The organism is Lentzea guizhouensis (assembly GCF_001701025.1).
GTDB lineage: Bacteria > Actinomycetota > Actinomycetes > Mycobacteriales > Pseudonocardiaceae > Lentzea > Lentzea guizhouensis.
The window spans coordinates 9,339,700-9,362,219 of the sequence record NZ_CP016793.1; the positions used below are offsets into that span (position 1 = coordinate 9,339,700).

Sequence of the window (22,520 nt, forward strand, 5' to 3'; positions counted from 1 at the left end):
TGAGCGATGACGACCACCGCGGCCCGGCCACGCGTCACGGTACGGCGGGTGGTGTTCACGCTCGTGCTGCTGAGCGTCACGACGCTGCTGTTCTGGGTGCCGTTCGAGGGTCTGTTCGCGGCGAGCGCGCAGTGGCCGGAGCCGGTGCGGCCGATCGCGGCCGTCGTGTTCGCGGGCGCGGCGGTGAGCATGATCGTGCTGTTCACCCGGCGCACGAGTGACCGGGCGGCGCGGGTCTCGCAGTTCCTGCTCGGGTTCGTGTGGATCGCGTTCGTGTGGACGTTGATCACCGACGTGGTGCGGCTGGTGCTGGCGGTGGCCGGGGTGGAGAACCCGCTGCGCTCGCGGTTGATCGCGGTGCTGCTGTTCGTGCTGATTGCCGCTATCACCGCGTACGGCGTTCACGAGGCGATGCGGGTGCCACGCATCAAGCGCCAGGACGTCACGATCCCGCGCCTGGATCCCGCGTTCGACGGGCTGACGGTCGCCGTGATCACCGACACGCACTACGGCGCGATCAACCGCACCAAGTGGTCGCAGGGCATGGTGAAGGCGGTCAACGAGCTCAACGCCGACGTCGCCGTGCACGTGGGTGACATCGCGGACGGCACCGCGCAGCAGCGGCTGGAGCAGGCGACCCCGCTGGGCGACGTCGCCACCCCGCACCGCTTCTACATCACCGGCAACCACGAGTACTACTCCAACGCCCAGGGCTGGATCGACCTGATGACCCGGCTGGGCTGGAAGGCGCTGCACAACGAGCACGAGGTGCTCGAACGCGGGGGCGCGCGGCTGGTGTTCGCGGGCATCGACGACATCACCGCGGACCACTCCGGCGAGCCCGGTCACGCCGCCGACCTCGCGCTCGCGTTGCGCGGCACCACACCCGCCGACCCGGTCGTGCTGCTCGCTCACCAGCCCTCGGAGATCCGCAAGGCCGTCGAGGCGGGCGTGGACCTGCAGCTGTCGGGCCACACGCACGGCGGGCAGATCTGGCCGTTCCACTACCTGGTGCGCCTGCAGCAGCCGGTGGTCGCGGGCCTGAGCAGGCACAGCGACCGCACGCAGCTCTACACCAGCCGCGGTGCCGGGTTCTGGGGGCCGCCGATGCGTGTGTTCGCGCCCAGCGAGATCAGCCTGCTGACTCTTCGAGCCGGCTGAGGTCGTCCCCGGCCAGGTGCCCGCTGTCGTTGAACCTGACCAGGCGCGGTGACCTGCCCGTCGTGTAGCGGATGACGGTCAGCGCGGCGTTGTCGTGGTTCAGCGTCAGCCACTGCTCGGGTGCGGCGTCGAGGGCGTCGCGGACCAGCCAGCTGATCAGGAACGCGTGCGTCACCACCAGCACGGGGCCGTCACCCGGTCGAGCGAACCGGGTCTCGGCCTCGTGCGCGAGCGCCGGGCCGCGGGTGCGTTCGGACTCGGGGAACTGGCCGAAGAACTCGTCGTGGTCGGGGACGAAGTGCGGCACGAAGTCGTCGGCGGCGGCCTCGGCGCGGCAGGGCACGTTCAGGACCTCGGCGATGATGGCGGCGGTTTCGGCGGCCCGCGGCAGCGGACCGTGGTGCACGGCGGCGAACCCGGTGCCGCGCAACCGTTCCGCGACCAGCTCGGACTGCCTGCGCCCGCGCGCGGTCAGCCGCGTCTCGTCCTTCGTCGCCTCGCCGTGCCGGACCAGGTGGAGATCTCTCGTCACGGGGTGCAGTGTGCCTTGACGGCACTTGCGGCGTGATGGGCGTATGTCGGTCCGCGGCGATTCCAGTCCTGACCTCGGCTGAGGAGCTGCACGGTGAGCGTTCCGCTGCTGGAGAACCTGCCGGCGGTGACCCACTGCCCGCGCTTGTCGACCTGCTTGATGGCGAATGAGGCCTGCGGGGAGCCGCCGACACCGTTGCGGTCGTACACGAAGTACACGGTCGGGTTACCCCCGACGGCGGTCAGGTCCCCGTCGGGGATGTGCACCGACACCTCGCAGGTGCCGGTCGCGGCGAACGTCCAGACCGCGTAGGCCGACGGGTCGTCGCGGCGGGCGTCACCGGACATCGGCACGGACACGAACGTCGACCCGCACCTGCCGTCGCCGTGGCCGACCCAGCCCCTTCGGCCGTCGCGGTAGGACCCGACACTGCGGTAGCTGCCGCAACCGGGTCCCGACATCAACGTCCTGGCACCGCCCGGCGCGCGCACGACGGGAGCCGGCGGCGCGGCGGCGGGTCGTCGGCACCAGCCCGAGCGCCGAGGAGGCGAGCGCCGGGTCCGTGCTCGCCGAGGACTCGACCGGCAGCTCCTCGGGCGGCGTGATCACGCCGGGGATGTAGCTGTGCGTCGGCATCGCCTCGGGCGGCGCGCTGTTCTCGGTCCCGCTCAGCCCCACGACCGCGATACCGGCCACGACCAGCACGGCCGCGGCGACGGCGATCACGACGACCCGCCGGTCCACCTGCCGTGGCGGCGGCGGCTTCTCCTCCTGCGCGGGTGTGTCGTCCGCAACGGCCCGGCGTCCCTCGCCCCTGGCGCGGGCAGCGGCGATCAACGCGGGGTCCACCATCACGTCGGTCACGTCGTTCGGATCGTCGGGGTACTCGGTCGGCACGCAGCGCAGTGTGCCAGCACGGCAGGACCACTCGAACGTGTGGTTGTTTCACGAACGGTCATTCGTGATCAATCCACCGCACGCAGTAGTGGCCGCTCGCCGGTTCGGTCGACAGCGCGTGCCGGGAGCGTTCCCGGTCGCATCGCCGGAACACTTGCGGCACATGCCGATCTCCCGGCGTGTCGGGGCGACTACTTCTTCATGCGGCCGGCGACGAGTAGCAGCACCAGCCCGACCACGCACATCCCGAGCGTGAACGCGTAGACCGAGCGGAACCCGATCCCCTGCGCCACCCCGAGCAGCGGCCCGGCGATCATGCTGCCGACGATCTGGGTGTTGCTGAACATCGTGGTGGTGTGGCCGGGGCGTTCGGGGTCGAGGCTCTGGAAGTAGTTGATGCCGACGCCCATGATCAGCGAGATGACGGTGGCGTGCAGCAGCTGCGCGGCCATCACCTGCCAAACGGCGTCGGTGACGAGCATCAGACTGTGGTAGCCCAACGAGATCGCGGCGCCCACGACGACCATCATGTGCAGCGACTTGCGGTTCGCCAGCGAGCCGAACCAGAGCATCATCGGGATCTCCAGCGCCGCGCACAGGCCCATCACCAGGCCCGCGTCTCCCGCAGTGCCCTCCAGGTCGGTGGTGATGAACAACGGCAGGCCGCTGACGGCCAGCGCGACCGAGCCCTGCAGGAACGTGAACGCCACCGACACGACCGAGGTCCGGCCGCGCGACGGACCGGCCGGGGCCTCCTCCTCGACGGTCTCCTGCTTCGGCGCCTCGGCGGGAACCGGCAGGAACCAGGCGATCACCGCGACGCCGAGCTGCAGCACGGCGGTGGAGGCGAACAGGCCGAACCAGCCGATCTTCGACACCAGCAGCGCGGCCACCGGCGGACCGGCCACCCAGGCGACCGACAGCAGGGTGCGCAGGACGCTGACGACCATCGACGGACCCTGCGAGACCTCGCGGCCGTAGGCGAAGAGCTGCGGCAGCAGGGACGAGGTGATCGCGATGAACAGCACCGACGTGCCGAGCAGGAACCAGTAGTCGCGCGACACGGCGAAGAGGCTGTAGCCGACCGCGCCGGCGACACCGCCCGCGACGAGCATGAACCGGCGCTGCACCCGGCCGTCGGAGAGCTTGCCCATGACCGTGCTCGCGACGACCGAGGCGATCGGCGAGGCCAGCAGGAAGAACCCGAGCTGGAACGGCGTGACCCCGACCTCGGAGGTCAGGAACAGCGAGCCGAACGGCAGCGCGAACGCCATCGACACACCGGTGACGACGCTGATCACCGCGAGCTGGAAGAAGGACCGGGACAGGAGCGGCGAGGTGGTTTTCTCGCTGATTGCCGTCACAACTGGATACTGCAGCCTGACCCGTGAATCAGGAAACCGTATTTCCCATTATGCGGGCAATGTCTCACACCACCACGACAGCACCGTCGCGACGGTGATCTCCACCACCCCTGAGCAGGCCGGACCCGGTTCGTTCGACGACCTGGCACCCGCCGAAGAACATGTTCGGAGCACGGAAACGAGTAACCGGAAGTTCACTTTCCGGTCGAATTCCCGGCTCGACGTGGAGGTGGTCCCCGCCGAGGTGCAGACGTGGTGCGTCGACGGCTTCCTGAGCGGGCATGCCCCGGTCCAGAACGTTCACGAGCACCTGCAGGACCGCGCCGGGGATCCGGTTCGACCCGGCACTGCCGAGCACGAGCTCCGCACCACCGCCACCGGTCACGACGGTCGGCGCCATCGACGACGGCAGCCGGTCGCCGGGCGCGTGGCTGAAGAACCCGTCGGGCGAGAGGTCCTCCTCGCCCATCATGTTGTTCAGGTGCAGGCCGGCGATCGAGATCCCGGAGCCGGCGCCGTTGGTGGTGGTGACCGAGCACGCGGTGCCGTCGGCGTCGAGCACGGAGATGTGCGTGGTCGACCCGAGCCGGTTGAGGTGGGACTTGGGCGTGGCCATCGCACGGATCAGGTCGGCCTGCGAAGGGTTGTCCGGCAACGCTTCCAGCATCTGCGTGAGCACCGCACCGCCTGCCGCGGGCGGCGGGTTCGTGTGGATGTCACGGCCCCGATGCCGCACGTGCAACGGCTCGCGCTCGATGACCTCGTACGCCGCGAGGTCCGCCCTCGTCAGATCACCACCACTCGCGCTGATGGTGTCGGCGATCGCGGCGCCGATGTCGCCCGTGTAGAACGGCGCGGCGCCGTCCCGCCCCAGCCGTACGAGCGCCTCGGCGAGCTCGGGCTGGACCAGCAGCTCGCCTTCCTCGAACGCGGTGAGGCCCGCGCTGTGGGCGAGCGGCAGCAGCAGTGCCGTGACATAGGCCTGATAGCGGTTCACGCGGTGCCCTTCGCGCGCGTGCTTCACCGCCGTGGCCACGAGCTCTTCCAACGGCGCCGTGCCATAACGCGCAGCAGCGGCCGCCCCCGCCGGCATCCCGTAGGCGGCGACCGAGGACGGTCCGACGTGGAACTCCTGCTCCGCGTCACCGAAGTGGACGACGATCGGGTCGAGCGGCACCCGCGTGCCCACCGCCCCACGCCCCGGCGCCTGAGCCGAGAAGTCCAGCAGCACAGGCGTTTTCCCGGCCGGCGCGATCATCATGTACCCGGCCGCGCCGAGCCCGGTGAGCAACGGCTCGGTCACGCACGAGGTGAGCATCGCCGCCACCGCCGCGTCCACGGCGTTCCCACCGGCGCGCAGCAACGCCGCGCCCGCCTGTGCGGTGAGCGGGTGGCCCGCCGCGATCGCTCCACGCACGGTCGACCTCCACTGGAGAAGAGCGTCAACGGTAGACCTCGGCACGATCACCGGGCGACCCGGCCCGTGAGGAGCCCGCGGTTCACCGGATCGGACCACGGGGTTGAAAGGCCGCTCAAAACGGGTAAATCGACAACCATGGACTGGATCACGAAGCTGATGGAGGCACTGGGCTCCCCCGGCGCGGGCCTCGCGGTCGCGCTGGAGAACGTCTTCCCGCCCGTGCCCAGCGAGGTGATCCTGCCGCTGGCGGGGTTCACCGCCGGCCAGGGCAAGATCTCGCTGATCGCCGCGATCCTCTGGACCACGGCGGGATCCGTCGTCGGAGCCCTCGTGCTCTACGGGCTGGGTGCGTGGCTGGGGCTGGAGCGGCTGCGCAAGATCGCCGACAAGATCCCGTTCGTCACCGCGTCCGATGTGGACAAGGCCGACGAGTGGTTCGACAAGCACGGCACCAAGGCCGTCTTCGTCGGGCGCATGGTGCCGGTCGTGCGGAGCCTGATCTCCATCCCGGCCGGGGTGTCCGGGATGCCGGTGCTCAAGTTCACGGTCTACACGGCGGCGGGCAGCCTCATCTGGAACAGCGCGCTGATCCTCGCCGGGTACGCGCTGGGTGAGAACTACCAGCTCGTCGACCGCTACCTCGGGTGGATCTCCACGGCCGTGGTCGCCGCGCTGGTCATCGCCATCGTCTGGTTCGCGGTCTCGCGGTCCAAGGCACGCCGCTCGTAGAACACCGAGGCCACCGCGATCGCCAGGCCTGCCACCGACAGCGCGACGCCGACCCACGCGGTCGACACGTAGCCCCAGCCCGCGGCGATGGCGAGGCCGCCCAGCCAGGCGCCGGCGCCGTTGGCGACGTTGAGCGACGAGTGGTTCGACGACGAGGCCAGCGACGGGGCGTCCGGCGAGGCGTCCATCAGGCGCAGCTGCAGCGCGGCGGCCAGGATCTGCACCACGAAACCGAGCAGGAACAGCAGCGCGAACAGGAACACCGGCATGGCCGCGGTGAGGCCGAACAGCACCAGGATCACGCACACGGCGACCAGGCCGCCGAACACCGAGCCCGTCGACGAGCGGTCCACGAACCGGCCGCCCCACATCGCGCCGAGCGTCATGCCCAGGCCGAACACCGCGAGGACCCACGGCACCACGCTCGCCGGCAGGCCCGCGACCTCGGTCGTGATCGGGGCGACGTAGGAGTAGACGGCGAACATGCCGCCAAAGCCGATCATGCCGGTGAAGATCGCGAACCACACCGTCGGCCTGCGGAAGGCCCTGACCTCGCTCTTCATCGACGCACCCGCGTCCAGCGGCACGCGCGGCACCCAGGCGGCGATCGCGAGCGCGGTGACCACGCCGATCACGGCCACGGCCAGGTAGGCGGTGCGCCAGCCGATCTGCTGGCCGGCGGCGGTGGCGAGCGGGACACCGACCAGGTTCGCGACCGTCAGCCCGACCATCACCCGCGCCACGGCGGTGCCACGGCGTTCAGGCGCCACAAGCGTGGCGGCGACGACCGCGGCGATGCCGAAGAACGCGCCGTGCGGCAGGCCCGCGACGAAGCGCGCCACCAACAACAACGTCTTGTCCTGCGCCGCGGCCGACAGACCGTTGCCCAGCGCCACGGCGAGCATCAGGCCGATCAGCATGCCCTTGCGCGGCAGCTTCGCGCCGAGCACCGCGATCAGCGGCGCGCCGACGACGACACCGGCCGCGTACAGGCTGATGGCGTGCCCGGCCTCGTAGTCGGGTATCTCGAACGTCGCGGCGATCTGCGGCAGCAGACCCATCGTCGCGAACTCGGTGGTGCCGATGCCGAACCCGCCGAGCGCGAGAGCGGTCATGGCGCGGGTGGTGTTCACACTCGCTCCTGATCAGATGTCCGGTCGGCGCTGACGCAGGACGAATTAGTTAGCTTCGGGAAACCATCCTACGGCTCTTCTGACGCGCTTCAGAAGGCTCTGCGCGGTGCATCTGCTCACATGCGGCCCGCGTGCAACCGAACGCACCCGCGCGGTGTCCTTCCCAGCAGAGGAGATCGCACTGGGGGGACACAGGATGAAGGCTCACTCGTGGCTGGACACCGCGCCGGCACCGGCCGGCACCCGCTCGCTCGCACGACGCCGCTCCAGCCCGACCGAGACCGCGGCGACCGCCAGACCCGCGACCGCGAGCAGCGCGCCGATCCAGTTCGGGGCGGTGTAGCCGAGACCGCGTTCAATCGCCAGCCCGCCGAGCCACGCACCACCGGCGTTGCCCAGGTTGAAGGCCGCGATGTTCGCCGCCGACGCCAGCGCGGGCGCGCCCTCGGCGGTCTGCATCACCCGCATCTGCAACGGCGGCACCGTCGCGAACCCGGCCGCGCCGAACAGCACGATGGTGACCGCGGCGGCCCACTGCGAGTGCGCGGTGAACACGAACGCCGTCAGCACGGCCGCCAACGCGACGAGGATGACCATCAGGCTCTTCATCACCGACCGGTCCGCCGCCTTGCCGCCCAGCAGGTTGCCGGCGAACAGGCCGATGCCGAACAGCACCAGCAACCACGTCACGGCACCGGAGGAGAAACCGGCCACAGTCGTCATCATCGGCGCGATGTAGGTGAACGACGCGAAGACGCCCGCAAACCCAAGCGCGGTCATCACCAGCGCGAGCCACACCTGCGGGTTGCGGAACACGGCGAGCTCACCGCGCAGATCGCGCTCCTGCGCCTGCTGCTGCGGCACCAGGAACACGATCCCGAGCAGCCCGATCACACCGAGCACGGTGACCGCCCAGAACGTCGACCGCCAGCCCAGCTCCTGACCGAGTGCGGTGCCCATCGGCACACCCAGAACGTTCGCCACGGTCAGACCGGTGAACATCAACGCGATAGCGCTCGCCCTGCGTTGCGGTGCCACGAGGTCAGCGGCGACCACGGAACCGACGCCGAAGAACGCGCCGTGCGCCAGCGCCGCCACCACACGGCCGCTCATCAGCACGCCGTAGGTCTCGGCGACCGCGGCGAGCAGGTTGCCCGCGATGAACAGCACCATCAACGCCAGCAGCATCTTCTTGCGCGGCAGCCGCCCGCCCAGCACGGTCAGCAGCGGGGCGCCGACCACGACGCCGAGCGCGTAGCCGGAGATCAGCAGACCCGCGGACGGGATGGAGACACCCAGGTCCGCCGCCACCTCGGGCAGCAGGCCCATGATGACGAACTCGGTGGTGCCGATGGCGAAAGCACTGATCGCGAGGGCGAGCAGGGCGACAGGCATGTCACACGGTCCTTGAAGTCGTAGGTTGCCAGCGCGAGCAATAGTTGCATACGCGGGAAATTGCGGACGACTCCTGAACCGGTGAAGCTCGTCACGCGACGAGGCCGGCCCCAGGGCGGGAGCCGGCCTCGTCAGCAGTGTGCGTGGTGGGTCAGATGCGCGGGACCTCGTTGAGCGTCCGGCCGTTCAGCGGCTGCGTCGCACGGGCGTTGCCCGCCGTGAACAGCCCCTGGAACCGGGCGATCGTGGCCGCCGACACCGTCTGCTCGGTGGTGAGGTACCACTCGACACCCTCGGTGAATGGCGCCGTGGTGAGCGAACCGGTGTAGTGCAGCGTGTGGTGGTTCGCCGGCAGCAACGAGTTCAAGTTGACCGGCGCGATGTCGACCGGCTCACCGCACTCAGGTGAGAGCTTGGCCAACACGGTGTCCACCACCGAGTGCGCACCCACGCGCAGAGGAACACCCACGACCAGCAACTTGCCCGCGGCACTGCGGTGCACCAAGTGCATCTCCAGCGGGTAGCTGTGACCGACGAACTGGTGCTCCGACGGCGTGTGGAAGTGGAACTGCACCAGGTCGTACCGGGTGCCGGCGACGGTGACGTGGCCCGATCCGGGCTCGACCTCCGCCTCCTCTGTCTCCTCGTGGTCGCGGACTGTGCAGCCATCTGCCTTGTCCGCGTCCTTGCGGATGTACTTCAACTCCAGCGCGGAGTGCCCGTAGGTCACGTCGAGCTTGGGCGCGTGCGGGTCGAACCGGATCGCGCCGGGCGTGACGTTGACGGGACTCTGCTTCGGTGTCCCCGACTCGGCCGGGCCCGCCGCGAAGAACGACGTGGCGAGCACCAGCGGCAGAAGAGCCGGAAGGGACCGTTTCAGGTTCATCGCGCCACAATTCACCCGATCGAGTGAAATGCGGAAGTGGAGTGTGGGCGCGCTCTCATTGAGACGCATTATTCCTGGTGCAGGAATCGGACTTATCTCCCAATTCCGCACCGTAACCGCAGGTGAACCGCTTCAGAAGCGCATTTGCCACCTGTTTGCAAGAACTGCCTCAGACGCAATTTCGAGAACTCCGAAGTTCTCAATTCGGTTCGCCCGATTCGTTCCGGTTAGAGAGAATTGCCCTCATAGTGACTGTGAGCGACAACCGCGCCGTAGCACTCATTCGGCCGTGGATCGGCTGTACTGCGCACGACTCCCCGTGCGCAGTACCCCCTCAGTGCCATCACCGGAACTCGTGCACCACTTCGATCTCCCCGACGATGTGCCCGTTGAACTCCTCGAGCTCCTCCGCCGGCACCCACAGCTCCAAGATCGTCCGCCCACCGGCCTGCTGCACCGGGTACCGCTCCAGGAACTCCGTCTCCACGTGGAACCGCGTCACGTACCCGACCCCGCTGTGCGGCACGTTCCACTCGCGGGCGATCTTGACCGCGTACTCCTCGTTCAACACCGGGTAGAAGATCGGCTGGTCGGGCAGTCGCGGTGGCCAGGCGCGCCAGCCGGACGCGCGGACGAGCTCCAGCTCCTCCGGCCCGGTCGGCCGCCACAGCACAGTCGTGTTCACAGCCGCGGACACTACCCAGCGCGCCACCGTCGGCGACAAGCGTTTTCGGCAGGCGGACGGATGTCCGATATCGTAGAACGACGACCTTGGACCTGGGAGAGGTGCGCCATGCCAGCCCGTCCTGACACCGGCCCCGACTTCATCGAGGCGCTCGCCCGCGGGCTCGACGTGATCCGCTCGTTCCAGCCGCTCAAGCCGGTCATGACGCTCAGCGAGGTGGCCGCGGCCGCGAGTCTCGCGCGGCCCACGGCGCGGCGGATCCTGCTCACCCTGGTCGAGCTCGGGTACGCGCGGCAGAGCGACGGCGGGTTCGCGCTCACGCCCAAGGTGCTGGAGCTCGGTGTCACCTACGTGCGGTCGATGGGGCTGTGGGACGTGGCCCGCCCGCACATGGAACGGCTCGTGAGCCGCACCGGCGAGTCGTGCTCCATCGCGCAGCTCGACGGGTCGGACATCGTCTACGTGGCACGGGTGGCGGTGCCGAAGATCGTCACGCTGTCGGTGCAGATCGGGACGCGGTTCCCGGCGCTGCCCACGTCGCTCGGCAAGGTGCAGCTCGCCGCGCTCGACCCGCAGGAGCTGGAAGCCGTGCTCGCGCAGCCGACCCGGTCGGGGCTCACCGCGCGCTGGCAGCCGGACCGGGCCGAGCGCGATGCCGAGCTGCGGGACGTGCGGGCGCGCGGGTGGGCGCTGACCGACGAGCAGCTGGCGCCGGGGATCCGGTCGGTCGCGGCGCCGTTGCGGGACGGGGACGGCAAGGTCGTCGCCGGCCTCAACGTCAACTGCCACGCGGCCGAGACGTCGCTGCAGCACATGCTCGACCACCACCTGCCGTTGCTGTTGCAGACCGCGGGTGACATCAGCGCGGACTTCGCGCGGCTCGGCACCGTGCCGCACGTCGTCGTCGCCTGAGGGGCTTGACGCGGTGCCGCGCGAAGGTTGACGATTCAACGGACAGTTGTCCGCATGCCGGTCGAGGAGGCCCGTCATGGTCGGCGAAAGACGTCCTGTTGTCCTGCGGAACGGCACGGTGCTCACGATCGACGGTCACCGCCGGGTGCTCGTCGACCACGACGTGCTGGTGGTCGGCGACAAGATCGCCGCGATCGGGCCGCGGCTGGAGGTGCCACCGGGCACCGAGGAGGTCGACGCCTCGCACGGCATCGTCATGCCCGGCATGATCGACACCCACCGGCACCTCTGGCAGACCGCGATGCGCGGCTACGGCGCCGACTGGACGCTCACCCAGTACTTCGTCTGGTACTACCTGGAGTGGGGCAAGGTCTTCCGGCCGCAGGACGTCCACGCCGGCAACCTGCTCGGCGCGGCCGAGGCGCTCGACGCCGGTGTCACCACGACCGTCGACTGGTCGCACGGGCTGCAGACCGTCGACCACGCCGACGCGGCCGTGGACGCGTTCGAGCAGGTGCCCGGCCGGTTCGTGCTGGCGTACGGCAACATCCAGGACAGCCCCGCCTCCTGGACCGCCAAGCCGGAGTTCCGCGACTTCGTGCACCGCCGCATCACCGGCGACGACATGCTGGGCTTCCAGCTCGCGTTCGACGTCACCGGCGACCCCGAGTTCCCGGAGAAGCCCGCGTTCGAGGTGGCGCGTGAGCTCGGTGTGCCCGTGACGACGCATGCCGGCGTGTGGGGTGCGACGAACGATGACGGCATCAGGCTGATGTACGACAACGGCTTCATGACGCCGCAGTCGATCTATGTGCACGCGGCTACGTTGTCCGCGGACTCCTACCACCGCATCGCGGCCACCGGCGGGTCGATCTCCGTGTCGACCGAGAGCGAGCAGAGCGCGGGTCAGGGTTACCCGCCCACCTGGGCGATCCGCGCGCACGGCATCCCGGTGTCGCTGTCCATGGACACGTCGGTGTGGTGGAGCGGCGACCTGTTCTCCGCGATGCGCACGACGTTGGGTGCCGACCGCGCGAGGGAACACATGGCCGCGCACGCGAAGAACGACACCGTCACGCACTCGTCGCTACGAGCTGAGCACGTCGTCGAGTGGGCGACCATGGGCGGAGCGCGAGCGTTGGGGCGTAACGACCTCGGCAGCATCGAAGTCGGCAAGAAGGCCGACATCGTGCTGCTGCGCAACGAACACTCCCCCGCCATGTTCCCGATCCTGAACCCGTACGGGCACGTGGCGTTCCAGGCGCAACGGTCCGATGTGGACACCGTGATCGTCGACGGCCGGATCGTGAAGCGCGACCACCGGCTCGTCGGTGTGGACCTGACCGCCATCCGCGGCCAGGTCGAGCAGACCGTCGAGCACCTCAGGACCACCATGGGCGAGGAGGCGTGGGAGAAGGGCATGAACCCGGACATCCCCACCGCGAAGGTGCTGGACAACCCCTACACCTACACCGAGTACCGCGGCGACACGAGGACGTCCGTCTGATGGGTGCGTTGGACGGCTTGCTCGTCGCCGACTTCTCCCGCGTGCTCGCCGGCCCGTACGCCACGATGCTGCTGGCCGACATGGGCGCGTCCGTGGTCAAGGTCGAAGGCCCGCAGGGAGACGAGACGCGCACGTGGGTGCCGCCCGTGCGCGAGGACGTGTCGACCTACTACCTCGGCATCAACCGCGGCAAGCGGTCGATCGCGCTGGACCTGCGCGACCCGGACGACGCCGCGCTGGGCCGCGAGCTGGCCAGGCGCGCGGACGTGGTGATCGAGAACTTCAAGCCGGGCGGTCTCGCGAAGTACGGCCTGGACCACGCGAGCGTCAGCGCGACCAACCCGCGGGTGGTGTACGCGTCGATCACCGGGTTCGGCTCGGGGGCGGGCAGGCACGTCCCCGGCTACGACCTGATGGTGCAGGCGATCTCCGGGTTGATGAGCCTCACCGGCGACCCGGACGGGCCGCCCTACCGCGCCGGGATCTCGGTGTTCGACGTGATGGCGGGCAACCACGCGGTGATCGGGATCCTGGCGGCGCTGCGGCACCGCGACGCGACCGGGCAGGGCCAGCTGGTCGAGGTGAACCTGCTGTCCTCGGCGCTGACGGGTCTGGTGAACCACAGCTCGGCGTACGTGGCCGGGGACGTCGTGCCGTTCCGGATGGGCAACGCGCACCCCAGCGTGTTCCCGTACGAGCCGCTGCCCACGGCCGACAACGACCTGATCGTCGCCGCCGCCAACGACGGCCAGTTCCGCAAGCTGTGCGAGGTGCTGGGGCTGCCCGAGGTGCCGGACGACCCGCGGTTCGCGCGCAACGCCGACCGCACCCGCAACCGCGAGGAGCTGCGGCCGCTGCTGCTGGAACGGCTGCGCACGCGTGGTGCGGTGGAGTGGTTCGACCTGCTCGTCGCGGCCGGGGTGCCGTGCGGGCCCATCAACACCATCGACGGCGGGTTCGCGATGGCCAAGCGGTTCGGGCTCGACCCGGTCGTGGTGGTCGGGGACGTGCCCACGACCCGGCACCCGATCCGGTTCTCCGAGACACCGGCGGTGTACGAGCTGCCGCCGCCGCGGCTGGACGAGCACGGCGCGGAGCTGCGCGCGTGGCTGGAGGAGGAGCAGTGACGGCCGACCCGCAGCCGGGCGTGGCGACCTACGAGACCGCGCTCGGCGCGTCGACCCCCGACACGATCACGTTGCTGGGCACCGATCTCGCCCGGGACGTGATGGGCACCGTCGGGTTCGGCGAGCTGGCGTTCTGGCTCGCCACCCAGCGCCGGCCGAGCCCCGGCGAGACGCGGTTGTTCGAGGCGGTGCTCGCGGCGCTGGCCGACCACGGGTTCACGCCGACCGCGATCGTCAGCCGGCTGACGTTCCTCTCCGCACCGGACTCCGTGCAGGGCGCGCTCGCGGCCGGGCTGCTCGGCGGCGGGTCGCGGTTCCTCGGCGTCACCGAGGACTGCGGCCGGTTCCTCAACGCCGTCATCAGCACTCACCCCGAGCCGGACGACTGGGACGCGCTGGCGTTGGAAACCGTTCGTGCACAAGGCAAGGCACGCATTCCCGGTCTCGGCCACCACGTGCACAAGAACGGCGACCCGCGCACTCCCCGGCTGTTCCAGATCGCCGAGGAGGAAGGCCTCGTCGGGCCGCATCTGCAGCTCTTCGCCGCGATCGGCCGCGCGCACCCGCAGGTGCTCGGCAAGACCCTGCCGCTCAACGGCGCGGGCACGTGCGGTGCGGTGCTCGCCGACCTCGGCCTGCCGCTGGAGCTGCTGCGCGGCTTCGCCCTGCTCGCCCGCACCGCCGGGTTGATCGGCCAGCTCGCCGAGGAGCTGCGCAACCCGGTCGCCAACGACATCTTCCTGTCCGTCGACACGAACACCAGGTCCGTCGCGCCTTCCCAGGAGTGAGCAATGCAGCTCGTCACCGAGGACAACATCACCGAGCTCGCGCAGCGGCGCTGGGCCACGGCGAAGGATCCGCGCACTGCGCAGCTGATGACCGCGCTGGTCCGCCACCTGCACGACTTCGCCCGCGAGGTCCGGCTCACCGAGGACGAGTGGATGGCCGCCGTCCAGTGGCTCACCGCGACCGGGCAGATCAGCGACGCCAAGCGCGAGGAGTTCATCCTGGCCTCCGACGTGCTCGGGCTGAGCATGCTCGTGGTGCAGATGAACCACCGGTTCTCCCCCGGTGCCACCCCGGCGACCGTGCTGGGCCCGTTCCACATCGACGGCTCCCCCGAGCTCGGCTTCGGCGGCGACATGTCCGACGACGTGGCCGGAACCCCGTTGTACCTCACCGGGACCGTGCGCTCCCTGGACGGCACGCCGGTGTCCGGTGCCGTGCTGGACGTGTGGCAGGCCGACGCCGAGGGCGCCTACGAGGCCCAGCTCGACGTCGACGAGGCCAGGCTGCGCGCCAAGTACCGGGCGCGCGAGGACGGCACGTACTGCGTGCGCACGATCACGCCGAAGGGCTACTCGATCCCGATGGACGGCCCGGTCGGCGCGTTGGTCGAGCAGACAGAGATCAGCCACTTCCGCCCGGCGCACGTGCACTTCCTGCTCACCGCCGACGGGTTCGAGCCGCTGATCACGCACCTGTTCGAGGAGGGCGCCGAGTACCTCGACAGCGACGTCGTCTTCGGCACCAAGCAGGAGCTGGTGGTCAGGTTCGAGGCCCGCGAGCCCGGTCCGACCCCCGACGGCGGCACGTCGGCCGTGCCGTGGGTGCGGGCGCAGTTCGACTTCGTGCTGCAGCCGTGCACGCCGCACTGATCGTTCGTCCCGGTCAGCCACCGTCGCTCGCTGACCGGGGCGAGCCCGTCGCGCGTCCCGGCGAGGTGCTCGTGGAGGTCCTCGCCGCCCCGCTCACCCCGCTCGACCTGCTGTGCTGGGGCGGGACCTCGTACTTCGGCGTCCCCGAGGTGCCGTACGTGCCCGGCGTGCAGGGAGTCGGCACGGTCGGCGGCCGCGCGGTGTGGTTCCCGACGACCGCGGGCATGGCGCCAGGCGATGGCAGCATGGCCGCAAAGGCCCTGGTGCACGAGGAAGATCTCGTCTTCCTGCCCGACAACACCAACCCCGTCGCACTGGCCGCGCTCGGGTTGTCCGCCGTCGCCGCGCACATGGCCCTGACCTGGCGCGGCTCGCTGGCGGCCGGGGAGAGTGTGATCGTGCTGGGCACCGGAGCCGTCGGCCAGGCCGCTGTCCAGCTCGCGCGCATCGCGGGTGCCTCCCGCGTGGTGGGTGCCGCCCGGTCCGCTCAAGGCTGTGACCGGGCGCTGGCCGCCGGTGCCGACGACGTGGTGTTGTTGGCCAGCAACGACTTCGCGTCGCTGGCCGCACGGTTCACCGCCGCCGCGCCGGACGCCGACCTGCTGCTCGACCCGCTCTTCGGTGTCCCCGCCGCCGCGGCCGCACAGGCGTTGCGACCGGGTGGCCGGTGGGTCAACCTCGGCGGGTCGGCCGGTGAGACGAGCCCGATCACCTCGTCCGCACTGCGCGGGCGTTCGCTGCGGTTGTCCGGCTACACCAACAACGAGCTCACGCGCCGGCAACGGGCCGACGCCATCTCGGCCGTCGCACGGTGGGCGGCACGGGGCCTGCTCGCGGTCGACCACGAGACGGTGCCGCTCGCCGACGTGGCCGGCGCCTGGCAGCGGCAGGCAGAGGGGAGCACGCGCGGACGGATCGTGCTGGTGCCCTAACCCCGCATTCCGGCGGCGACGGGCTCGCGGAGCTCGTGGCCCAGCATCTCCCGCACCGCCACGGCGATCTGCTCGGACGGCGAGCCCGTCCCGTACGGCGAGGGGATCTCCCGCAGCGCCGCGCGGTGGCCGGGCACGTCGTCCAGCCACCGCAGCACCTCGGTGCCGATGCGCGCGCCGGGTGGGACGAGCGTGCCGAACGTGCCCTCGATCTCCGGGCGCTCGGTGCTGTTGCGCACCACGACGACCGGGCGCTTCAGCACGCTGACCTCCTCCTGGATGCCGCCGGAGTCCGACACGACCACGGCGGCGGCGTGCGCCAGGGCCAGGAACGCGCGGTACGGCTGCGGTTCGACCACCCGCAGGCCGCGCAGCAAGCCGTCGAGGCCGAACGCGCTGATCCTCCCCGCGGTGCGCGGGTGCAGCGGCAGCACGACCGGCAACGGCAGCCGGCCCAGCTCGCGCAGGATGGTCTCCAGGTTCGCCGCGTCGTCGACGTTCTCCGGGCGGTGGATCGTGGCCAGGACGTAGTGGTCGCGGGTCAGGCCCGCGCCGGCCAGCGCGTCGCGTTCCTCGTCCGGCGACGGGAAGGCGTCGGCGAGGGCTTCGACGACGGTGTTGCCGGTGACGACGATCCGGCCGTCCGCCACGCCCTCGGCGAGCAGGTTGTGGCGGTTCAGGGAGGTCGGGGCGCAGCAGAGGTCGGAGAGGTGGTCGATGAGCACTCGGTTGTGCTCCTCGGGCATCGCGCGGTCGTAGCTGCGCAGACCGGCCTCGACGTGCACGAGCGGCACGTCGCAGGCGTTCGCGGCGAGCGCGCCGGCCAGTGCGGAGGTCGTGTCGCCCTGCACCACCACGGCCGCGGGGCGTTCCGCGGCGAGCACCTCGTCCACGGCCGAGACCGCGCGGCCGAGCTGGTCGCCCCGGCGCAGGCCGCCCAGGCACAGCTCGTGGAACGCGCCCGGTTCCGGCACGTCTCTGCGGATCTGCGCGTACATCGAGCGGTCGTAGTGCTGACCGGTGTAGATCATGGAGCACGCGCTGCCGAGGTGGTCGACGAGTGGTGCCAGCTTGATGAGCTCCGGCCTGGTGCCGCAGACGATCGTCACGGTGTTCGTTTCCCGCACGGCGGCAAAGTACTTCATCGATCTTGAAGCGCCCGCATCGTTCACCCGAAGGTGTTGCTTGGCGTATCGCTCGAAAGTGTTGCGGCACAGGGGTGTCTATTGTCGGCCCCTGTCTGAGGCGCCGTCGAAGCGCGTTCGCCACAACCAACGGAGTGTCCTGCGTGTCCGGTCATCTGGCCCTTGCGGTGTCGACTGTGCTCTACGGGTTGGGCATAGTCGCCCAGACCGTCGCGGCGCGCAGGGCGGACGAGCGCGCGGGCACCGGGGTCGGGCTGCTCGCGCGGCTGGCGACGGATCGGTTGTACCTGCTGGGTTTCGCCGGCCAGGTCGGCGGTTTCCTGTTCGCGTTCCTGGCCCGCGCGGAGCTGCCGCTGTACCTGGTGCAGGCCGGGTCGTCGTGCGCGGTGGGGCTCGCGACGGTGGTCGGCGTGCTGGCGCTGCGGTGGCGGATCCGGGCCGTGGAGATCGCGGTGCTGGTGGTGATGGCGTGCGGCCTGGTGTTGCTCACGGGTGCGGCGGCGCCGTCCACGGCTCGGGAACTTCCCTTGCTGCCCAGCGTCATCGTGCTGCTCCTGCTGGCGCTCGCGGTGCTTCCCCTGGCGCGCTCGGTGAAGGCGGCGACGCCGGTGCTGGCCGGGATCGCGTTCGCGGTGGTCGCGGTGGCGGCGCGCACGGTGGCCGGCAAGCCGTTGCTCGACGTGGTGCTGCACCCGTTGACGTGGGTGATGGTGCTCGCGGCCTTCGTGGGACAGGCATGTCTGGCGACGGCGTTGCAACGCGGGTCGGCCACGTCGGCGGTGGCGTCGATGGACGCGACCACGGTGGTGCTCAGCTCCGCGGTGGGGCTCACGTTGATGGGTGACCGGATCGCGCCCGGCCGGGAGTGGTGGGTCGGGCTCGGCGTGCTGCTGGTGGTGTCCGGTGTGCTGGTGCTCGGTTCGGTGTCACGACCGGCGCCGGAGCTGGTCGGGGCCGACCGGTGAAGCCCGTCGCCAGCGTGTCGCTGGACCTCGACAACCTCTGGGCATACCTGAAGACGCACGGCGACCCGCGCTGGGAGAGCCGGCCGAGCTTCCTGCCGTCGGCGGTGCCGCGGCTGCTGGACGTCTTCGGTGAACAACGCCTGACCACCACGGTGTTCGTGGTCGGCGCGGACGCCGAACGCGACGACGGCGCCGAGGCGGTCGCGGCGATCACGGCGGCCGGGCACGAGGTGGCGAACCACTCGTTCCGGCACGAGCCGTGGCTGCACCGGTACTCCGCCGCCGAGCTGGAGGCCGAGGTGGTGCGCGCGGAGGACGCGATCACCGCCGCCGGCGCACCGCGGCCGGTCGGGTTCCGCGGGCCGGGGTACAGCGTGACGCCCCCGCTGCTGGACCTGTTGTCGCGGCGCGGATACCGTTATGACGCAAGCGTTCTGCCGACGTGGATCGGGCCGTTGGCGCGGGCGTACCACAACCGGACGGCGGGCTCGACCGCCGGCGGCGAGGACCTGTTCGGCGGGTTCGGCCGGGTGAAGGCGCCGAACACCGCGTACCGGTGGCGCGACGGGCTGGTCGAGCTGCCGGTGACGACGATGCCGTTGCTGCGGGTGCCGATCCACGGCGCGTACCTCCTGCAGCTGCACCAGCTCTCACCCCGGCTGGCCCGCGGGTACTTCCGCACGGCGTTGCGGTTGTGCCGTGCGCGCAAGGTTTCCCCGTCGTTGTTGCTGCACCCGACGGACGTGCTGTCCGGCACCGAGGCGCCCGGGATGGAGTTCTTCCCCGGCATGGCGGTGCCCGGCGCGGAGAAGGTCGCGCTGCTGGACTGGGTGTTGTCGTTGCTGCGCGAGCACTTCGAGGTGGTCGGCACCGGCGAGCACGTCGCTCGGGTGGCCGCTTCCGGCCTGCGGGAACGTGATCCGGTCACATGCTGACCGTCCTGCTGCGCGTGCTCGCCTGCGCCACAGCGGCTTTGGCGCCGGTGGAGGGGTACCTGCTGCAGGTGCACGGCCAGTCGGCCAAGGTGGTGCCCGCGGCGCTGATCGGCGTGTGGCTGTTCTCGTTGGTGCTGCGGCGGCGGTTGCCCGCGCCGCACCCGCTGCACCTGCTGCTGGCGTTGCTGGCGGTGGTGCTGCTGGCGACGTCGGCGGTGCACGCGGCGGAGCCGTTCACGTTCGAGTACCTGGTGCGGTGGGCGCCGTTCCTGGTGGTCACGGTCGTGCTGGCGGACGTGGCGGCGCGCGAGGTGCCGGTCTGGGCGCTGCTCGCGGCGGCGGTGACGGGCGCGGTGGTGGCGGCGGGTGGGCTGCTGAGCGTGGTGGGTGGCGAGCTGCGGGCGACCGGGCCGCTGGAGGACCCCAACGACCTGGCGTTCTTCCTGGTGGCGGCGTTGCCGTTGCTGGTGGCGCTGCCGGCGAGGGGGCGTGCGCGGATCGTGCTCTTCCTGCTGGGCGCGGTGCTGGTGGCCGGTGCGCTGGCGACGTTCTCCCGTGGTGGTGGCCTGGCGCTGGCGTGCGCGCTGGCGTGGCTGATCGCCCGGCGGCGCTGCCGGTGCGGGCGGTCGTGGTCACCGCGGCCGTGACCGGGGTGGCGGCGCTGGTGTTCGCGCAGGTGGCCCACGCGGAGCTGGCGCGGGCGTTGCAGGAGAAGAGCCACATCGCGGGCACGAACGCCGACACGCGGATGCTGCGCTGGCAGGCGGCGGCGCGGATGCTGGCCGACTCGCCGGTGCTCGGGGTGGGGCCGGGCGGGTTCCGCCAGCACTACGCGGCGGCCTCGCACAACGCCGAGCTCGACGAGCAGACGCCGGTGGCGCACAACCTGTTCCTGGAGGTGGCCGCCGAACTGGGCCTGCCGGGGTTCCTGGTGCTGGTGGCGGTGATCGCGGTCGGGTTCGTGGCGGCGGAACGCGCGCTGCGGCTCGGGGCGGACCGGCGGCCGGTGGTGGCGGTGCAGGCGGCGTTGATCGCGGTGCTGGTGGCGTCGGTGTTCCTGTCGGAGCAGTACTACCTGCCCCTGTGGTCGCTGGTCGCGGTCGCGGTGGCGCTGGAGCAACGGGCGCGGGACGGCCGGCTGGTGGCGGTGGGAGAACGGCGGGCGGGGCGCTCGCCGATGCCCGTCGCGGTGGTGCGGAACAAGCGGCCGGAGGAGGTCTGATGCGCGTTCTCCACGTGATCAGCGAGATGGGCGCGGGCGGTGCCGAAGCCGTCGTGGCCGGGATGGCGTCAGCCGGCACGGACGTCGGCTGGGAGTCGGCCGTGGCCAGCGGTCCCGGTTTCCGCCTCGACGCCCTGCGCGCTGCCGGCGTGCCGGTGTTCCCCGTGCCCGTCGCCCGCCGGTCAGCTCTCGGAGTGGCGGGCGGCCTGGGCCGTCTCGGTCGCGGTGCGGCGGTTCCGGCCGGACGTCGTGCTGGCGCACAACGTGTCCGCGAGCCTCACCGCACGGATCGCGGCACCTCGACGGCCGCTGGTGACGGTCTTCCACGGCGTGGCCGAGGCCGACGTCGCCGGTGCCGTGAAGGTCCTGCGGCGCGTGTCCGACCGCGTGGTCGCCGTCGCCGACGCGGCGGCCGACCGGCTGCGGGAAGCCGGGCTGGCCGCCGAGGTGATCCCAACGCGGTGTTCCGTCGGCACCCTCCGCGGACCGGGCCTCGCTGCGGCGGCGCTCGGCACCGCGCCGGACGTGCCGGTGGCGTTGTGCCCGGCGCGGCTGGAACCGCAGAAGCGGCACGACGTGCTGCTCGACGCGTGGGCGTCGGTCGGGGGCCGGGCCGAGCTCTGGCTGGCCGGTGACGGCAGCCTGCGCGGGCAGTTGGAGGAGCAGGCCGCGCGGCTCGACGGGGTGCGGTTCCTCGGCACCCGCACCGACGTGCGCGACCTGCTGGAGGCCGCCGACGTCACCGTGCTCACCAGCGACTGGGAGGGCATGCCGATCGCGCTGCTCGAGTCGCTGGCCGCCGGCCGCCCGGTCGTGGCGTCCGATGTGGACGGTGTGCGCGAGGTGCTGGCGGGTGGCGGTGGTGTGCTGGTGCCGCGCCGCAGCCCGGCCGAGACCGCGAAAGCCCTGCGCGCCCTGCTCAGCTCACCGCTGGCCCGCGCGGTCGCCGTGTCGCGCGACGGCTCGGCGGACGCGCACACGTTGATGAAGTCCTACGACGAACTGCTTCGTACCGTGCTGGAGGCACGAAGAAGATGAGAGCTCCCCGAGCTGTGGTGGAAGGCCTGCTGGCCGCGGTCGTGGTCGGCGCACTCGTGCTGCTGGCCGTCGGCCTGCGCGACGGTGAGAGCGAGGGCAGGCTGGCCCTGCTCGCCACACCGTCCACACCGGACAGCGCGCAGTTCGGCGAGGTCACCTCGCTGGCGACCCCCGCGGTCGTGCAGCTGGTGCGCAGCCCGTCCGTCCTGGACGCCGCCTCGCGCACGGCAGGCCTGCCCGCCGACCGCCTGGCCGACGCGATCGCGGTGGAACTGGTGCCCGCCTCCGGTGTCGCCAGGATCTCGGTCCGCGCCGGGTCACCGGAGCAGGCCGCCAAGGCGGTCTCCGCGGTGGCGCAGGCCGTGATCGACGCCGACCTGCTCGCACCGGCCGCCCGGTTCCGCCTGGTGGACCCGCAGCCGGAGACCGCGTCGATCGCGCGGACCCGCGGCTGGCCACCGGCCTGGCACTGGTCGCCGCGGTGGTCGCGGGGTCGCGGTGGGTGCGGTGCGCCGGTTGCGCGGCACCGGCAGCGTCGTGCGGCACGTGCTGACGACCGCCGGTGTGCGGCACCCGGTCGTGATCGCGCACGACGGGGACGCCGGCCTGACCGAACGACTGACCGCGCTGTGCGTGGCGGCGGCCCGGCCGGTGCGCGTGCTGCCGGTGAGCCCGGAGCTCGGCGCACGGGCCGAGGAGCTGGCACGGACGTTGCCGGACAAGGCCTCCGAGCCCGGTGACGGCACCGCGGTGATCGCGGTGGCGGCCAGCGACGGGATGCGCCGCGACGACCTGGCCACGGCACTCGCGGTGCTGCCGGCGTCGGCCGTCCTCGTGGCGGTGGTGCTGGCGTGACTGCACCGACGAACCTCCCCAC

25 protein-coding genes are annotated in these 22,520 nt (G+C 71.2%); 15 read left to right on the forward strand and 10 right to left on the reverse strand.

Annotated elements, in window-relative coordinates:
• The first annotated feature begins 6 nt into the window (after positions 1 to 6).
• Complete coding sequence (locus BBK82_RS44460; protein WP_065920284.1) at positions 7 to 1,161, forward strand: metallophosphoesterase; 1,155 nt, start codon at positions 7 to 9, stop codon at positions 1,159 to 1,161.
• Here BBK82_RS44460 and BBK82_RS44465 read toward each other — a convergent pair.
• The 5 genes from BBK82_RS44465 to BBK82_RS44480 all read right to left on the reverse strand — a co-directional run bounded on the left by BBK82_RS44465 (position 1,133) and on the right by BBK82_RS44480 (position 5,371).
• Positions 1,133 to 1,693 (reverse strand): histidine phosphatase family protein, encoded by a 561-nt coding sequence (locus BBK82_RS44465; protein ID WP_218920534.1) that lies wholly within the window; start codon positions 1,691 to 1,693, stop codon positions 1,133 to 1,135. The genes BBK82_RS44460 and BBK82_RS44465 overlap by 29 nt on opposite strands.
• A complete protein-coding gene (locus BBK82_RS52165) occupies positions 1,690 to 2,052 on the reverse strand; it encodes a hypothetical protein (RefSeq protein ID WP_170068073.1) in 363 nt (120 codons plus the stop codon). The genes BBK82_RS44465 and BBK82_RS52165 overlap by 4 nt, the downstream gene beginning before the upstream one ends.
• The gene (locus BBK82_RS44470; protein ID WP_065920285.1) at positions 2,030 to 2,590 is read right to left on the reverse strand and encodes a hypothetical protein; all 561 of its coding nucleotides are present in this window, start codon (positions 2,588 to 2,590) and stop codon (positions 2,030 to 2,032) included. Before BBK82_RS44470 ends, BBK82_RS52165 begins: the two co-directional genes overlap by 23 nt.
• Before the next feature lie 191 nt (positions 2,591 to 2,781).
• Positions 2,782 to 3,954, reverse strand: coding sequence for a sugar efflux transporter (locus BBK82_RS44475; RefSeq protein WP_237047921.1), 1,173 nt, complete (start codon positions 3,952 to 3,954; stop codon positions 2,782 to 2,784).
• A 64-nt stretch (positions 3,955 to 4,018) separates the two neighbouring features.
• Entirely contained in the window at positions 4,019 to 5,371 is a 1,353-nt protein-coding gene (locus BBK82_RS44480; RefSeq protein ID WP_065920286.1) for a gamma-glutamyltransferase, read from the reverse strand.
• 138 nt (positions 5,372 to 5,509) lie between these two features.
• Between BBK82_RS44480 and BBK82_RS44485 the strand changes: the two genes are divergently transcribed.
• Complete coding sequence (locus BBK82_RS44485; RefSeq protein ID WP_065920287.1) at positions 5,510 to 6,103, forward strand: DedA family protein; 594 nt, start codon at positions 5,510 to 5,512, stop codon at positions 6,101 to 6,103.
• Here the strand turns inward: BBK82_RS44485 and BBK82_RS44490 are convergent.
• The 4 genes from BBK82_RS44490 to BBK82_RS44505 all read right to left on the reverse strand — a co-directional run bounded on the left by BBK82_RS44490 (position 6,010) and on the right by BBK82_RS44505 (position 10,202).
• Complete coding sequence (locus BBK82_RS44490; protein WP_237047922.1) at positions 6,010 to 7,236, reverse strand: MFS transporter; 1,227 nt, start codon at positions 7,234 to 7,236, stop codon at positions 6,010 to 6,012. The genes BBK82_RS44485 and BBK82_RS44490 overlap by 94 nt on opposite strands.
• 204 nt (positions 7,237 to 7,440) lie before the next feature.
• Complete coding sequence (locus BBK82_RS44495) at positions 7,441 to 8,631, reverse strand: MFS transporter (RefSeq protein ID WP_065920288.1); 1,191 nt, start codon at positions 8,629 to 8,631, stop codon at positions 7,441 to 7,443.
• A 151-nt stretch (positions 8,632 to 8,782) separates the two neighbouring features.
• Positions 8,783 to 9,517, reverse strand: coding sequence for a carbonic anhydrase family protein (locus tag BBK82_RS44500; protein ID WP_065920289.1), 735 nt, complete (start codon positions 9,515 to 9,517; stop codon positions 8,783 to 8,785).
• Positions 9,518 to 9,860: 343 nt separating this feature from the next.
• The gene (locus tag BBK82_RS44505; protein ID WP_065920290.1) at positions 9,861 to 10,202 is read right to left on the reverse strand and encodes a hypothetical protein; all 342 of its coding nucleotides are present in this window, start codon (positions 10,200 to 10,202) and stop codon (positions 9,861 to 9,863) included.
• Between the two features lie 108 nt (positions 10,203 to 10,310).
• Between BBK82_RS44505 and BBK82_RS44510 the strand changes: the two genes are divergently transcribed.
• The 6 genes from BBK82_RS44510 (at position 10,311) to BBK82_RS44535 (ending at position 16,338) form a co-directional block, all read left to right on the forward strand.
• The gene (locus BBK82_RS44510; protein ID WP_065920291.1) at positions 10,311 to 11,114 is read left to right on the forward strand and encodes an IclR family transcriptional regulator domain-containing protein; all 804 of its coding nucleotides are present in this window, start codon (positions 10,311 to 10,313) and stop codon (positions 11,112 to 11,114) included.
• A 76-nt stretch (positions 11,115 to 11,190) separates the two neighbouring features.
• Positions 11,191 to 12,621: an amidohydrolase family protein gene (locus BBK82_RS44515; protein ID WP_065920292.1), complete on the forward strand. Its 1,431-nt coding sequence runs from the start codon at positions 11,191 to 11,193 to the stop codon at positions 12,619 to 12,621.
• Entirely contained in the window at positions 12,621 to 13,748 is a 1,128-nt protein-coding gene (locus BBK82_RS44520; protein WP_065920293.1) for a CaiB/BaiF CoA transferase family protein, read from the forward strand. The genes BBK82_RS44515 and BBK82_RS44520 overlap by 1 nt, the downstream gene beginning before the upstream one ends.
• A complete protein-coding gene (locus BBK82_RS44525; RefSeq protein ID WP_237047923.1) occupies positions 13,745 to 14,536 on the forward strand; it encodes a citryl-CoA lyase in 792 nt (263 codons plus the stop codon). The genes BBK82_RS44520 and BBK82_RS44525 overlap by 4 nt, the downstream gene beginning before the upstream one ends.
• A 3-nt stretch (positions 14,537 to 14,539) precedes the next feature.
• A complete protein-coding gene (locus BBK82_RS44530) occupies positions 14,540 to 15,406 on the forward strand; it encodes a dioxygenase family protein (RefSeq protein ID WP_065920294.1) in 867 nt (288 codons plus the stop codon).
• The gene (locus tag BBK82_RS44535) at positions 15,391 to 16,338 is read left to right on the forward strand and encodes a quinone oxidoreductase family protein (RefSeq protein ID WP_065920295.1); all 948 of its coding nucleotides are present in this window, start codon (positions 15,391 to 15,393) and stop codon (positions 16,336 to 16,338) included. The genes BBK82_RS44530 and BBK82_RS44535 overlap by 16 nt, the downstream gene beginning before the upstream one ends.
• Here the strand turns inward: BBK82_RS44535 and wecB are convergent.
• Positions 16,335 to 17,465 carry a non-hydrolyzing UDP-N-acetylglucosamine 2-epimerase gene (wecB, locus tag BBK82_RS44540; RefSeq protein ID WP_237047924.1) on the reverse strand — a complete coding sequence of 377 codons (1,131 nt, stop codon included), beginning with the start codon at positions 17,463 to 17,465 and terminating at the stop codon, positions 16,335 to 16,337. The two genes, BBK82_RS44535 and wecB, sit on opposite strands and share 4 nt — an antisense overlap.
• 161 nt (positions 17,466 to 17,626) lie before the next feature.
• Here wecB and BBK82_RS44545 point away from each other — a divergent pair, with 161 nt between their 5' ends.
• From BBK82_RS44545 to BBK82_RS55390, 7 genes are read left to right on the forward strand one after another with little or no spacing between them, the layout of a single operon-like run.
• Positions 17,627 to 18,448, forward strand: coding sequence for a hypothetical protein (locus BBK82_RS44545; RefSeq protein WP_065921868.1), 822 nt, complete (start codon positions 17,627 to 17,629; stop codon positions 18,446 to 18,448).
• Positions 18,445 to 19,383, forward strand: coding sequence for a polysaccharide deacetylase family protein (locus BBK82_RS44550; RefSeq protein WP_065920297.1), 939 nt, complete (start codon positions 18,445 to 18,447; stop codon positions 19,381 to 19,383). Before BBK82_RS44545 ends, BBK82_RS44550 begins: the two co-directional genes overlap by 4 nt.
• Positions 19,377 to 20,030, forward strand: coding sequence for a hypothetical protein (locus BBK82_RS55380; protein WP_065920298.1), 654 nt, complete (start codon positions 19,377 to 19,379; stop codon positions 20,028 to 20,030). The genes BBK82_RS44550 and BBK82_RS55380 overlap by 7 nt, the downstream gene beginning before the upstream one ends.
• Positions 19,973 to 20,605 carry an O-antigen ligase family protein gene (locus tag BBK82_RS55385; protein WP_237047925.1) on the forward strand — a complete coding sequence of 211 codons (633 nt, stop codon included), beginning with the start codon at positions 19,973 to 19,975 and terminating at the stop codon, positions 20,603 to 20,605. The genes BBK82_RS55380 and BBK82_RS55385 overlap by 58 nt, the downstream gene beginning before the upstream one ends.
• 39 nt (positions 20,606 to 20,644) lie before the next feature.
• Positions 20,645 to 21,643: a glycosyltransferase gene (locus tag BBK82_RS44565; protein ID WP_237047926.1), complete on the forward strand. Its 999-nt coding sequence runs from the start codon at positions 20,645 to 20,647 to the stop codon at positions 21,641 to 21,643.
• The gene (locus BBK82_RS44570) at positions 21,640 to 22,383 is read left to right on the forward strand and encodes a YveK family protein (RefSeq protein ID WP_237047927.1); all 744 of its coding nucleotides are present in this window, start codon (positions 21,640 to 21,642) and stop codon (positions 22,381 to 22,383) included. The genes BBK82_RS44565 and BBK82_RS44570 overlap by 4 nt, the downstream gene beginning before the upstream one ends.
• A complete protein-coding gene (locus BBK82_RS55390; RefSeq protein WP_237047928.1) occupies positions 22,355 to 22,498 on the forward strand; it encodes a hypothetical protein in 144 nt (47 codons plus the stop codon). The genes BBK82_RS44570 and BBK82_RS55390 overlap by 29 nt, the downstream gene beginning before the upstream one ends.
• Positions 22,499 to 22,520: the final 22 nt, after the last annotated feature.

What these genes read in the sequence shown, in the direction of transcription:
- BBK82_RS44460 (WP_065920284.1), top strand. Translation starts at nt 7, where the DNA reads ATGACGACCACCGCGGCCCGGCCACGCGTCACGGTACGGCGGGTGGTG.
- BBK82_RS44485 (WP_065920287.1), top strand. Translation starts at nt 5,510, where the DNA reads ATGGACTGGATCACGAAGCTGATGGAGGCACTGGGCTCCCCCGGCGCG.
- BBK82_RS44495 (WP_065920288.1), bottom strand. Translation starts at nt 8,631, where the DNA reads ATGCCTGTCGCCCTGCTCGCCCTCGCGATCAGTGCTTTCGCCATCGGC.
- BBK82_RS44500 (WP_065920289.1), bottom strand. Translation starts at nt 9,517, where the DNA reads ATGAACCTGAAACGGTCCCTTCCGGCTCTTCTGCCGCTGGTGCTCGCC.
- BBK82_RS44510 (WP_065920291.1), top strand. Translation starts at nt 10,311, where the DNA reads ATGCCAGCCCGTCCTGACACCGGCCCCGACTTCATCGAGGCGCTCGCC.
- BBK82_RS44515 (WP_065920292.1), top strand. Translation starts at nt 11,191, where the DNA reads ATGGTCGGCGAAAGACGTCCTGTTGTCCTGCGGAACGGCACGGTGCTC.
- BBK82_RS44520 (WP_065920293.1), top strand. Translation starts at nt 12,621, where the DNA reads ATGGGTGCGTTGGACGGCTTGCTCGTCGCCGACTTCTCCCGCGTGCTC.
- BBK82_RS44530 (WP_065920294.1), top strand. Translation starts at nt 14,540, where the DNA reads ATGCAGCTCGTCACCGAGGACAACATCACCGAGCTCGCGCAGCGGCGC.
- BBK82_RS55380 (WP_065920298.1), top strand. Translation starts at nt 19,377, where the DNA reads ATGCTGACCGTCCTGCTGCGCGTGCTCGCCTGCGCCACAGCGGCTTTG.
- BBK82_RS44570 (WP_237047927.1), top strand. Translation starts at nt 21,640, where the DNA reads ATGAGAGCTCCCCGAGCTGTGGTGGAAGGCCTGCTGGCCGCGGTCGTG.